Origin of the sequence: Jannaschia seohaensis (genome assembly GCF_900116765.1) — a bacterium.
Lineage (GTDB): Bacteria > Pseudomonadota > Alphaproteobacteria > Rhodobacterales > Rhodobacteraceae > Jannaschia > Jannaschia seohaensis.
In genome coordinates this window covers 338,167-351,168 of sequence record NZ_UETC01000001.1, presented here as the reverse complement: position 1 = coordinate 351,168, position 13,002 = coordinate 338,167, and the positions used below count along the sequence as shown (strand labels likewise).

The following is a 13,002-nucleotide window of genomic DNA, read 5'->3' as shown; positions in this document are numbered from 1 at the left end:
TAGGAGGGGCGGGCGCGTCAATAGAGGCGAGCCCGGGCGGGAATGGCAAGGGCACAGATGACCGCGACACGGCTGGCGGCCCTTCCGGCGGGGGCGGGCGGGCGCTAGATGTCCGGCATGGCCGATCCCCGATTCATCCACCTGCGCGTCCACACCGAATATTCGCTGCTGGAGGGCGCACTGCGCCTGGGCGAGCTGCCCGGTCTGGCGGCGGGGCTGGGCATGCCCGCCGTCGCGGTGACGGACACGAACAACATGTTCTGCGCCCTGGAAGCGGCGACCAAGATTGCCGGCAAGGGCGTGCAACCGATCATGGGCTGCCAGGTGGACCTGATGTTCGACCCGGCGCCGCCCGGCGAGAAGCCGCGCGCGCCCGCGCCCATCGTCCTGCTGGCGCAGACCGAGGCAGGCTATGAATGCCTGATGCGACTGAACTCCTGCCTTTATCTGGAGCGGCCCGACATGGTGCCGCAGGTGACGGTGGAGGAGCTCGAGGCGTTTTCGGATGGCCTGATCTGCCTGACCGGGGGGCCAGACGGACCCATCGGGCGGTTGGTCGCGGCGGGGCAGGAGGCGAAGGCGGAGGCGCTGCTCGACCGGCTGCACGGGATCTATGGCGACCGGCTCTATGTCGAGTTACAGCGCCACCGGCAGCCCGAACCGACCGAGCGGTTCCATGTCGAGGCGGCCTATGCCAAGGGCCTGCCGCTGGTCGCGACCAACGACGTGTATTTCAAAGATGCCGGGATGCATGCAGCGCATGACGCGCTGCTCTGCATCGCCGAGGGCGCTTATGTCGACCAGCAGGCGCCCCGCCGCCGGGTCACGCCGGAGCATCGGTTCAAATCGCCGTCGGAGATGGCCGCGCTGTTCGCCGACCTGCCCGAGGCGCTGGAAAACACCGTCGAGATCGCGCGCCGCTGCGCCTTCAAGGCCTATGGTCGCGCCCCGATCCTGCCCAAGTTCGCCGATGACGAGGTGGCGGAGTTGCGCCGCCAATCGGTCGAGGGGCTGAAGGCGCGCCTCGCCGTCATCCCGCACGCCGCGCCGGTCGAGGAGTATGAAAAACGGCTCGACTACGAGCTGGGGATCATCGAGGGGATGGGGTTCCCCGGCTATTTCCTGATCGTTGCCGACTTCATCAAATGGGCCAAGGAGCAGGACATTCCGGTAGGCCCTGGCCGGGGCTCGGGCGCGGGCTCCCTGGTGGCCTATGCGCTGACGATCACCGACCTGGACCCGCTGCGCTATGGCCTTCTGTTCGAGCGGTTCCTCAACCCCGAACGGGTCTCGATGCCGGACTTCGACATCGACTTCTGCATGGACCGCCGGGAAGAGGTCATCCGCTACGTCCAGGGCAAATACGGCCGCGACAAGGTGGGGCAGATCATCACCTTCGGCGCGCTTCTGTCGAAGGCCGCCGTCCGGGACGTGGGCCGGGTGCTGGGGATGCCCTACGGCCAATGCGACCAGCTCTCGAAGATGATCCCGGTCGAGGGGGTCAAGCCGGTCTCGATCACCAAGGCCCTCGCCGAGGAACCCCGCCTGCGCGAGGCCGCGCGCGAGAGCGACCAGGACCGGCGGGAGGGCCGCACCAACCCGGTCGCGCGCCTGCTGGACTTCGCCGAGAAGCTTGAGGGCCTGCTGCGCAACGCCTCGACCCATGCGGCGGGCGTCGTCATCGGGGACCGGCCGCTGGACCGCCTGGTGCCGCTCTACAAAGACCCGCGCTCGGACATGCCGGCGACCCAGTTCAACATGAAATGGGTCGAGAAAGCCGGTCTGGTGAAGTTCGACTTCCTGGGCCTGAAGACCCTGACCCAGGTGGTGGACGCCGTGCGTCTGATCCGCGAGCAGGGACGCGACCTGCATGTCGCCGCCGACGGGCGCGTCATCTACGAGCCGTTCGAGGGCACCGAGAACGACATCAACGCGATCCCGCTCGACGACCCCGGCGCCTACCGCGTCTATGCCAGCGCGCAGACGGTCGCCGTGTTCCAGGTGGAATCGACGGGCATGATGGACGCGCTGCGCCGGATGAAGCCCACCTGCATCGAAGACATCGTGGCGCTGGTCGCGCTCTACCGTCCCGGCCCGATGGAGAACATTCCGAAATATTGCGAGGTCAAGAACGGCCTCAGCGCCCGCGACAAACTCCACCCGCTGATCGACGACATCCTAGACGAGACCCAGGGCATCATCGTCTACCAGGAGCAGGTGATGGAGATCGCCCGGAAGCTGGCGGGCTACAGCTTGGGCGGGGCCGACCTCTTGCGCCGCGCCATGGGCAAGAAGATCCAGGCCGAGATGGACGCGCAGAAGCCGATCTTCCTGGAAGGCTGCGCCAAGAACGGCGTCGACAAGAAGAAGGCCGAAGAGGTCTGGGCGTTGCTCGACAAGTTCGCCAATTACGGCTTCAACAAATCCCACGCCGCCGCCTATGCCGTGGTCAGCTACCAGACGGCCTGGCTCAAGGCGAACCACCCGGTGGAGTTCATGGCCGGGATCATGAATTCCGACATCCACCTGACCGACAAGCTGGCCGTCTATGCCGAGGAGGTCCGCAAGTCGAAGGAGCGCGGAGGGCTGGGGCTGGAGATCGTGCCGCCCTGCATCAACCGCTCCGAGGCGAAGTTCACCGTGAAGGACGGCCAGCTGATCTACGCCCTGGGCGCGCTGAAGAACGTGGGCGTCGACGCGATGGAGCTGATCGTGACGGCGCGGCGAGGCACGTCGCGCCCCGGCCCCCGAGCCGGGGCCTCCTCCGACGGCGAGGTCCCGGGTCAAGCCCGGGAAACGGCGGAGAAACCCTTCTCGACCCTCTACGACTTCGCCCGCCGCGTGGACCTCAAGCGCGTCGGAAAGCGCCCGCTGGAGATGCTCGCGCGGGCGGGCGCCTTCGACCAGATCGACAGCAACCGCGCGCGGGTGCTCGATGCGCTGGACGCGTTGGTCGGCTATTCGGCGGCGATCCACGAACAGCGCGCCTCCAATCAGGTCAGCCTGTTCGGAGAGGCGGGCGAGGATCTGCCCGAGCCGCGCCTGGCCACCCGCGACGACTGGCTGCCCGCCGAGCGCCTCGCCGAGGAGTTCAAGGCGATCGGCTTCTACCTCTCAGGCCACCCGCTCGACGACTACATGCCCGCGCTCAAGCGCCAGGACGTGCTGACCCTGGCCCAAGTGCAGGAGCTGACGCGCCAGGGCCCGCGCCTCGTCAAGATGGCCGGCATCGTCGCCAGCCGGCAGGAGCGGAAATCGGCGCGCGGCAACCGCTTCGCCTTCCTTCAGGCCAGCGACCCGTCGGGCGGTTACGAATGCATGGTCTTCTCCGACACGCTCGACGCCTCGCGCCAGCATCTGGAGACCGGCTGCCGCGTGTTGCTTCAGGTCGAGGCCACGCAGGAGGCCGACCAGCTCAAGCTGCTGGCCCGCTCGGTCACGCCCATGGACGAGGCCGTCGAGGCCGCGCCCCAAATCGGCCTGCGCATCTTCGTGGAAGGCGGCCCCGACGCCCTGGCCCCGCTCTCGGGCCTGCTGGAGCGGGTCTCGTCGGAAACGAAGGCCCGCGGGCGCGGCCCGGTCCATCTCTGCCTCCTGGGTGAAGACCTGCCCGGCGAGGTCGAGATGCTGCTGCCCGGCGAATATCCGGTCAACCCGCAGATCAAGGGCGCGCTCCGGTCGCTGCCGGGGGTGGCGATGGTCGAGGAAGTCTAGCAGCCGAGGACACCGGCCGGGGGGCATCCGTGCCTACGTTGACTTTTGTCATTTCGGCGTGGGCAATGGAAATTAAACGGGTCTTCAGTCTCGGAGGCCGCCGATGCGTGACCAACACGATCATCACGACCGCGCCACGTCGCCTGTCGTGGCCCACGGCACGCTCGAGGGGCAGGACGTAGCGCCCTATACCTTCGGCGATGTCGAGATCGTCACGGACTACACCGCGATCCTCGCCTATCAGGACTTCGACGCGAAGCGCTGGAACGCGGAATATCCCCTCGGCACGCCCGTCGTGGTCACCTATCGCTTCCCGGACGGCGACGACCTGCCGCCGCCCTCGGAGCTCCACTTCGGCGCAAGGGAGCCGCGCCCCTTCACCCGCTCCGAGCGCGAGGCGTTCCACAAGGCGGCCGATGCGTTCGGCGCCGTCGCGGGCATCACCCTGGTCGAGATCGACGGGCCCGCGATGATCGAGGCCTTCGACGTCGGCACGCTGGATTTCGGCTTTTCCGGCTATTCCGGCTATCCCTATGCCACACGGGAGGATTTCGGCTCGGCCAACCTTGTCATGGCCGAGCAGGGCCAATGGGTCGAGGGCTCTTCCGCCTATCTCACCCTGCTGCACGAACTCGGCCATGCCCTGGGCCTGTCCCACCCGCATGAAGGGGTGAAGGTTCTCACGAACTGGCTCGACGGGCTCGACCACACGGTGATGACCTACAACAACTTCGCCCCGAGCCTGCCGACCCGGCCGCAACACCTGGACGTCGAGGCGCTGCGCCACATCTACGGCCCGCCGCAGGACACCGAAGACTGGACCTTTGCCTATGACCGGAGGACCGAGACCCTCGGGATCGCGGGGGGGGCGGGCGACGACGTCATTCTAACGCGGGGCTTCGGCGGCAAAGCCGGGGGACGCGGCGGGAATGATGGGCTCGTAGGAAGCGTGACGAACGACACCCTGTCCGGCGGCCCGGGCAACGACACGCTCTACGGCGTCGCCGGGTGGGACCGGCTGCAGGGCGACGAGGGCGATGACCGGCTCGTGGGGAGCGACGGGTGGGACACGCTGTTCGGAGGCCCTGGCAACGACACGTTGGATGGCTCCGGCGGTTGGGACCACCTGTGGGGCGACGACGGCAACGACAGGATCTTCGGCGCGAACGGCGGCGCCACCGTATTCGGCGGCGCGGGGAACGACACGATCTCGGGATATGATTGGGGCGCGGTCTTTCGAGGGGAGGACGGGCGCGACCTTCTGCTGGGCGATGACGGGCGCGACGATCTGGATGGCGGGGCGGGCGATGACACCCTCCTGGGCGGGAGCAATTTCGACACGCTCCAGGGCGGCGACGGGAACGACAACCTGAACGGGGGGCCGGGCGTCGATAGTATACGTGGCGGCGCGGACGATGACACGCTCGACGCGGGTCTGCTCACCGCCTCCGAATCCGACGAAGGCAATGACGACGATTGGGCGGACGTGGAGCAAGGTGAGGTCTTGATCGGGGACGCCGGAGACGACCTGATCCTGGGGCGGCACTATCCAGACATCCTCGTCGGCGGGCCGGGCGACGACACGGTGCGGGGCGACCTGGGCAACGATCTCCTCCGCGGCAAGGCCGGCATCGACGCGCTGCTCGGAGAGGCGGGCGACGATACGTTGGAAGGCGGCGAAGATGCCGACCGCCTGAAAGGCGGCGCGGGCAGCGACGTGCTCCACGGTGAAGCCGGGGACGATACGCTCGAAGGCGGGACCGGCGGCGATGCGCTGACAGGCGGGGCCGGCTCTGACGACCTGCGCGGCGGCGGCGGGCGCGACTGGCTCGATGGCGGGGCGGCGGAGGACACGCTGATCGGCGGCGATGGGCGTGACACGCTGCTCGGCGGGGCCGGGGACGACATCCTGTCCGGCGGGGCCGGGCCGGACACGCTCGCGGGGGGCCAGGGCAATGACCGCCTGATCGGAGGCGAGGGCGTGGATATGTTCGTCTTCGTCGGGGGCCATGACAGCCTGGCCGACTGGACCGACGGCGAGATCGTCCGCCTGGACATGTCGGCCCTGGGGCTGTCCGAGCTCCATCTCGGGCGGATCGCCCGGGGGGCGACGCGCGCGGAGGACGGCGCGATCACCTTCCAAGTCTCCGACGACAGTTCGCTGACGCTCCTCGCACCGCCGGCCCGGCTGGTTGACCTTGCGGACGACCTGGTGCTCCTCTGACCCTATGATCGATCCCTCCCGCTTCCTCGCCGACCTGCACGCGCTCCGCGCCATCGGGACGCGCGGCCGGGGCGTCGTCCGCCGCGCCTTCGACGCGGAGGACGTTCGCGCCCGGCTCTGGCTCGCCGAGCGCTTCGCCGAGGCCGGGCTCACCGCCCGCATCGACCCGGCGGGCAATGTCTGGGGCCTGCGCGGTCCCCTGCTGATCGGCTCCCATACCGATACCCAACCGGAGGGGGGCTGGCTCGACGGCGCCTTGGGCGTGATCGCCGGGCTGGAGGTGGCCCGGTCGAACCCCGAAGTCTCCGTTGTCAGCTTCCAGGACGAAGAAGGCCGCTTCGGCGCCACCACCGGCTCCGAGATCTGGTCCGGCGCGCTCACGCTCGAGGCCGCCGACGCGCTGACCGACCTGGACGGCCTGTCCTTCGCCGAGGCACGCCGCGCCCTGCCGTCCACCGGCCCCTTCCCCGACCCGTCCGATTTCTCCGCCTATCTCGAACTGCATATCGAGCAGGGTCCGGTCCTGGATCAGGCCGGCGAGGCGGCGGGTGTCGTCACCGCCATCGTCGGCCTCCGCCAGATCACCGTCACGCTGACCGGCGCACAGAACCACGCGGGCACCACGCCGATGCCCATGCGCCGCGACGCGATGACCGGCCTCGCCGCCGCTCATGCCGCCATCGCGGACGCCCTGCGCAACGTCGCCCGCCCCGAGAGCGTCTGGACCATCGGCCATGTCGCCCTGCACCCGAACGCGCCCTCCGCCGTGCCCGGCCGGGCCCGCTTCACCGTGCAATGGCGCGACGGCGAGGCCGACCGCCTCGACCGGATGGAGACCGCGATCCGCACCGCCCTGGCCGAAGCCGCCGCAGCCACCGGCCTCGCGCTGGAGATCTCCGAAACCTCTGCCCTACCGCCCACGGCGATGGACCCGCGCCTGCGCGCCGCCCTCGCCCGCGCCGCCGAGGCCCAGCTTCCCGGCCGCTGGCGCGAGATGCCCTCGGGCGCCCTCCACGACGCCACCAACGTCGCCCGGCTGATGCCCGCCGCCATGCTCTTCGCCCCCAGCATCGGCGGAATCAGCCACGATTTCGCCGAAGACACGGCCGAGCCAGACCTGATCGCCGCCACCCGGATCCTCGCCATGGCGGCGGCCGACCTCCTCACCACCTGACCCCTTCTTCTGGCGAAAAATACTCCGGGGGGGCGAAGCGGGGGGCAGAGCCCCCCTCCACCCGCGCCACCTGGCGCCATCCTCGGAGCCAAGGCACCGGCCGCAGGCCCGGGCGCGCCGGGGTTCGATGCCCCGGCGCGCCCGCTTCCCTCAGATCGGCAGCGTGGTCCGGTCCACGATGTCCTCCATCACAAAGCTCGCCGAGACGTCGGCCACCGGCACGCGCGCGATCAGCGCCTTGTAGAACCGGTCATAATCGGCCACGTCGCGGACCCGGACGCGGAGCACGTAATCCAACTCTCCGGTCATGCGATGCGCGCCCTGGATCTCGGGCAGGCTGGTCACCGCGGCCTGAAATCGCTCCAGCCAGCCCGGCTCATGGCTGCCCGCGCGGATCATCACGAAGACCGACAGGCCGAGCCCTAGCGCCGCCGGATCCAGCACCGCGACCCGGCCACGGATCACGCCGGCCTCCTCCAGCCGCTTCACCCGGCGCCACAGCGCGTTGCGCGACAGATGCACCCGCTCCGACAGCGCCTCCAGGCCCTGTGCCGCGTCCGACTGGAGCGCCCGCAGAATGCGGCGGTCCATTTCATCCAGCTCTAGCGTCATAGATGAGACAATAGTCTCACCATTGACCCGAAAGCGAGGGCATTTTGGGATATATACACCAGGAAGACAGCATAATCTTCCCTAAATTACATCGGGAGAGACTCATGGACCGTGCCCACGCCTTCCTCGCCGCCTTCCGCGATCACCCCGCCTCCGTGGACGAGACCTATTTCGGACATATGCGCTTCGCCTTGGGCTTTGCCGGCGCCCTGTTCCTCGCCGGCGGCGCCGCGCTGGTCCACGCCTTCATCCCGCCGCTCTTCGAGACGACCGCCAGCCGCAAGGTCCGCGCGCTCCACGCTCGCATCCACAACCGGCACTGAGACCGGCTAAAGCGCCTCGCGAAAGACCTGAATCACGGCCTTTCGCGAAGCGCGGTGCTCCGGTCGAGCGGTGCACGCGTTTCGCCTTAAGCTGCTAACGCAAGTTAACGGCGAAACGATTTAGCCGCGCCGGGTCGACAGGTAGAGGCTGGTCTCGGACCGGCTGACACCGTCGATCCGCCGGATGCGGTCCAAGGTCGCGTCCAGCGCCTCCAGCGTGTCCGCACCCAGCTCCGCCACCAGGTCCCACCGGCCATGGGTGGAGTGCACGGCAACCACGTCGCGCATCGTCAACAGCGTGTGGGTGATGCGCCGCGCGCCGGTCCCCTCGACCTCGATCAGGACGACGCCGCGCACCGGCCGCTCCCCCAGATCGCCGCGCAGCACCGCGCGAAACCCCTGGATCTCGCCTTCCTCGACCAGCCGCGCCATTCGCGTCCGCACCGTGGCCCGCGTGACCCCCAATTCCGCCGCCAGCGCCGAAACCGACGCCCGCCCATCCGCCACCAGCGCGGCCAGGAGCCGCTCATCGAGATCGTCCATTTTGGACTACTCCCTCGATCAATTTGGGCAACCTATTGCCCGTTTCGATCACTTATCCCAATGACTCCCGCCAGTCCAATGCGAGACGCTCCCGGTGACAGAATCAGGAGCGTTCAATGCACCGACAGATCGATCTCATCGGCGTGCCCGTGCAATGCGGCGCGGGGCGCCGGGGCTGCGTCATGGGACCGGATGCACTGCGCACGGCCGGGCTGGACCGCGCGCTGACCGCGCTCGGCCATGACGTGCGCGACCTGGGCAATCTGGCGGCGCGCCCGCGCGACGCCATCCACCGGAACCCGGCCATCCATGACCTGTCCGAAGCGGCGGGCTGGGTCGACACCATTCAGCGCGCGGAGATCGCGCCCGACCGCTTCCCGATCTTTCTGGGGGGCGATCACCTGATGGCCGCGGGCACCGTGCCCGCCATGGCCGCGCGCACGGACCGTCCGCTCTTTGTCCTCTGGCTCGACGCCCATAGCGACATCCACACGCTCGACAGCTCCGAGAGCGGGAACCTCCACGGCACGCCGATCAGCTATGTCACGGGCCGGGCCGATTTCACGCCGCATTTCCCCGCCCCCGCGGCCACGGTCGACCCGAAGAACGTCTGCATGATCGGCCTGCGCTCCGTCGATGGCTATGAAAAGCAGGCTCTGGCCGAAGCGGGGATCGACACGGCCGACATGCGCCATATCGACGAGCACGGCATCGCCGCGCCGTTGCGCGCCTTCCTCGACCGGGTGCGCGACGCGGATGGCGCGCTGCATGTCAGCTTCGACGTGGACTTCCTGGACCCCGCCATCGCCCCCGCCGTCGGCACCACCGTGCCCGGCGGCGCCACCTTCCGCGAGGCGCATCTGGCGATGGAGCTTTTGGCCGAGTCCGGCCTCGTGACCTCGCTCGACCTGGCCGAGCTGAACCCCTTTCTCGACGATCGCGGCCGCACGGCCACGCTGCTGGTGGACCTCGTGTCCTCGCTCTTCGGCAAGACCGTGCTCGACCGCCCAACCCGGAGCCGCCTGTGACCTATCTCGCCCCCCTCCCCTCCAAGCTGGCGATGGTGCCCTTCGTCTCGGTCGCCGACATGATGCGGATCGTGAACGACGCGGGCGTGGCGCAGACCATCGCCGCCATCGCCGACCGCATCGAGGCAGACTTCCTCCGCTGGGAGCAATTCGACAAGGTCGCGCGCGTGCCGTCCCACTCCGCCGAGGGCGTCATCGAGCTGATGCCGACCTCCGACGGGGAGCATTACGGCTTCAAATACGTGAACGGGCATCCGGCGAACATGGCCCGCGGCTTTCAGACGGTGACGGCGTTCGGCGTGCTGGCGCGGGTCGACACGGGCTATCCCGTGATGCTCTGCGAGATGACGGTGCTGACGGCGCTGCGGACGGCGGCAATGTCGGTGGTGGCCGCGCGGCATCTCGCGCCCAAGGGCGCGCGGGTCATGGCCATGATCGGCAACGGCGCGCAATGCGAGTTCCAGGCGCTGGGCTTTCACCATTGCCTCGACATCGAGGAGGTGCGGCTGTGGGACATCGACCCCGCCGCCACCGCCAAGGCGGAGCGGAACCTGCGCGGCACGGGCCTGCGCGTGGTGCCCTGCGGCTCGGCCGAGGAGGCGATCGAGGGCGCGCAGATCGTTACCACCTGCACCGCCGACAAGCGCCAGGCGACGATCCTGACCGACAACATGGTGGGGGCGGGCGTGCATCTGAACGCGATCGGCGGAGACTGCCCGGGCAAGACGGAGCTGCATCGCGACATCCTGCTCCGCTCCGACATCTTCGTGGAATACCCGCCCCAGACCCGTGTTGAGGGCGAGATCCAGCAGCTCGACCCCGACCACCCGGTGACCGAGCTTTGGCGCGTGATCGCAGGCGAGGTGCCGGGGCGGCGGGATGCGGGCCAGATCACGCTGTTCGATTCGGTGGGCTTCGCGACCGAGGATTTCAGCGCGCTCTGCCACATCCACGAAGCGATGCAGCGGACCGGGCATTACCAATGGCTCGACATGCTCGCCGACCCGAACGACCCGCGCGACCTGTTCGGCATGGTCGCCCGCGCCGATGCCGGATAAGCTCGGGCGCCCGCCTCTCGGTCCCGGCACGCCCGGTCCCGGCACGCCCGGAGCCGGTTTGACCACCCCGGGTCCGATCCGGCGAGGGCTGGGGACGGTCACGCGGCGCTTCGGTCCGGAGCAGGGCCGATCTCGGCCAGAAGGTTCAGAACTTCTTCGATGACCTCCTCCTCCGGGACGCGCGATTTCACCAGGACGCCGGCCACCCGTCGCGCGACCGCCGGATCGAGTTCATAGGCGGTGAAGACGACGACCGGCACGCTGTCGGCCAGCTCATCGATCAGGCCGGCCCCCGTCCCGTCGGGCAGATCCAGATCGAGCAGGATGATATCGGCGGGCGAACGGGCGTGAATGGTCCGCGCCTGGGCGAGCGTCGTGGCCGAGACGACCCGCGCGCGCCCCTCGGCCCGCTCCCGCACGACTTGCTGGAGGGAATCGTCGTCCTCGACATAGAGCAGCAGCGGCAGATCCCGCGACCCAGGCGGCGCGTCCCCGCCCGAAGTCGCGACCTCTTCCGCCCCCGGGGTCGCAAGGGCGCGCTCCCCGGCGGCCAAAGGAAACGCGATGGTGAAGGTAGTGCCTGTCGCCGGATCCGTCTGGAACCAGATGCGCCCGCCCATCGCCGTCACGAAGGACTTGGCGATGCTGAGCCCCAAGCCGGTTCCCCCCGCCCCGCGATCATGCGCGGCCTGGGCCTGCCGGAAGCGGTCGAAGACATAGTCCTGAAACTCTTCCGGAATACCGGGCCCGCGATCCGAGACGGAGACGTGAAGGCTCTCCCCCAGGACCTCGCTGCGCACGACGATGTCGCTGTCCGGCGGCGCGAACTTGATCGCGTTGGAGAGCAGGTTTTGCAGGACCAGCGACAGGCGATGCGCGTCGATCTCGGCCTGCGCCTCGCCGGCGTCGTTCTCGAAAGGGATATCCAGGTTCTTCTCGGGCGCGTAGTCCCGGATGGCGGCGATCGCCGACAGGATGATCGGACGCAGCGGCTGAGCCGCAATGTCGTATGTCATCCCGCCCGCGCGGATCTTTTGCGTGTCGAGGATTTCGTTGACGAGACGCACCAGACGTTCGGCATTCTGGCTAGCGATGCGGAGCATTCTTGCCTTTGCGGGCGGTAACGCGTCCGCCGGACTGGCCAGCAAGAGGCCCAGCGCGCCCCGGATGGAGGTAAGCGGCGTGCGCAATTCATGGCTGATGACGGAGATGAAATTATCCTTGGTCTCCTCGGCGAGGCGCTGCTCGGTGATGTCCGTGACCGTGCCGTCCCAGATCGGGCAGCCCAGCTCATTCCGCCGCAACCCGGCGGCGATGCGCATCCATCGCGGTCCGGTCGGATGCCGATAGGACAGCTCCAGTGACCAGCTCTCTCCGGTCTGGGCGGTCGGGTCGAACTGGCCCGCCAGCCGCGCCGCATCCTCGGCGCAGAGCAGGACGGCGAAAGGCGGCTGGGCCTGCAGGAGCCCGCTCGGCGCGAGGCCCAGGATACGCCCGGCCGCGGCGGAGACATAGGTCAGCCGCGGCGCCCCCTCCGTGTCGGCGCGCGCCTGGAAGATCACCGCCGGCGCGTTCTCGGCAATGGCGTTGATTTGCGCCTGCTTGTCCAGCTGTCGGCGGATCGCCGTCTCCCGCTCCCTGTCGCGGATCAGAAGCGCGCCGACCAGGATGACGGCCAGGACATTGGTCGGCGTCGAGAGGGCGGTCGATGTCAGGAATATCGGCAAGGGCAGCGCGGTCAGGAAGACGAGAATCGCCGGCGGGACCAGCCCCGCGATCCCCGCGCCCATGACGACCGTGCGCAGGCTGGGCGGCCCCCGGTCGCCCCGGCGCCGCCACAGCGTATAGGCCAGGGCCGCGACTGAGACACCGACCATGAAGGAGAGGCCGGGCACGACCCCGGCACCGCCCTGCGACACCCGCATGGCGATCAGGGTCGAAACCGTCAGAAGGCCTCCGATAGGCCCCCCGAAGAGGAACGCGAGCACGATGACGGCCGCGCGCGGATCGGTGCGGATGCCCGGCAAAAGCTCCACCGAGTTGCTGATGACGATCGTGCCGATCACGGCGAAGACGAAGCCGAGGCAGACATCCCGCAGCACCGGCTGGCCATCGAAATGGCGGCGGATCTCGGACAAGAGCAGCACCGGAAGCAACATGACCGACGCGCTCTCGATCATCGTCATCAGCTGTTCGATCACCTTCGGCGCTCCATCCTGTCGAAGGGGCGGGGCACGCCGCCCGTGCCGAATCAGCTAGCCGAGAGACCTTAAGGCTTCGTCAACATCATCTGCCTACAGTGCGGGTAAGGACGCCACGTCAACAC

9 protein-coding genes are annotated in these 13,002 nt (G+C 68.8%); 6 read left to right on the top strand and 3 right to left on the bottom strand.

Features of this window, described 5'->3' with window-relative positions; all coding sequences use genetic code 11:
- Positions 1-108 precede the first annotated feature (108 nt).
- From dnaE to DTQ71_RS01685, 3 genes are all read left to right on the top strand, one after another.
- On the top strand, positions 109-3,714 hold the full coding sequence (dnaE, locus tag DTQ71_RS01695) for a DNA polymerase III subunit alpha (protein ID WP_172500035.1): 3,606 nt from the start codon (positions 109-111) through the stop codon (positions 3,712-3,714).
- Positions 3,715-3,817: 103 nt separating this feature from the next.
- Positions 3,818-5,938 carry a hypothetical protein gene (locus tag DTQ71_RS01690; protein WP_109562546.1) on the top strand — a complete coding sequence of 707 codons (2,121 nt, stop codon included), beginning with the start codon at positions 3,818-3,820 and terminating at the stop codon, positions 5,936-5,938.
- A 4-nt stretch (positions 5,939-5,942) separates the two neighbouring features.
- A complete protein-coding gene (locus DTQ71_RS01685; RefSeq protein ID WP_109562545.1) occupies positions 5,943-7,112 on the top strand; it encodes a hydantoinase/carbamoylase family amidase in 1,170 nt (389 codons plus the stop codon).
- A gap of 150 nt (positions 7,113-7,262) precedes the next feature.
- Here the strand turns inward: DTQ71_RS01685 and DTQ71_RS01680 are convergent, their stop codons facing one another.
- Positions 7,263-7,724 carry an Lrp/AsnC family transcriptional regulator gene (locus DTQ71_RS01680; protein WP_109562544.1) on the bottom strand — a complete coding sequence of 154 codons (462 nt, stop codon included), beginning with the start codon at positions 7,722-7,724 and terminating at the stop codon, positions 7,263-7,265.
- Positions 7,725-7,828: 104 nt separating this feature from the next.
- Here DTQ71_RS01680 and DTQ71_RS01675 point away from each other — a divergent pair, with 104 nt between their 5' ends.
- A complete protein-coding gene (locus DTQ71_RS01675) occupies positions 7,829-8,047 on the top strand; it encodes a DUF6356 family protein (RefSeq protein WP_109562543.1) in 219 nt (72 codons plus the stop codon).
- 120 nt (positions 8,048-8,167) lie between these two features.
- Here the strand turns inward: DTQ71_RS01675 and DTQ71_RS01670 are convergent, their stop codons facing one another.
- Complete coding sequence (locus tag DTQ71_RS01670) at positions 8,168-8,590, bottom strand: Lrp/AsnC family transcriptional regulator (RefSeq protein ID WP_109562542.1); 423 nt, start codon at positions 8,588-8,590, stop codon at positions 8,168-8,170.
- Positions 8,591-8,706: 116 nt separating this feature from the next.
- Here DTQ71_RS01670 and rocF point away from each other — a divergent pair, with 116 nt between their 5' ends.
- Entirely contained in the window at positions 8,707-9,618 is a 912-nt protein-coding gene (rocF, locus tag DTQ71_RS01665) for an arginase (protein ID WP_109562541.1), read from the top strand.
- Positions 9,619-9,650: 32 nt separating this feature from the next.
- Complete coding sequence (locus DTQ71_RS01660) at positions 9,651-10,676, top strand: ornithine cyclodeaminase (RefSeq protein WP_109563108.1); 1,026 nt, start codon at positions 9,651-9,653, stop codon at positions 10,674-10,676.
- A 98-nt stretch (positions 10,677-10,774) separates the two neighbouring features.
- Here the strand turns inward: DTQ71_RS01660 and DTQ71_RS01655 are convergent, their stop codons facing one another.
- Positions 10,775-12,877 (bottom strand): hybrid sensor histidine kinase/response regulator, encoded by a 2,103-nt coding sequence (locus DTQ71_RS01655; protein ID WP_109562540.1) that lies wholly within the window; start codon positions 12,875-12,877, stop codon positions 10,775-10,777.
- Positions 12,878-13,002 lie beyond the last annotated feature (125 nt).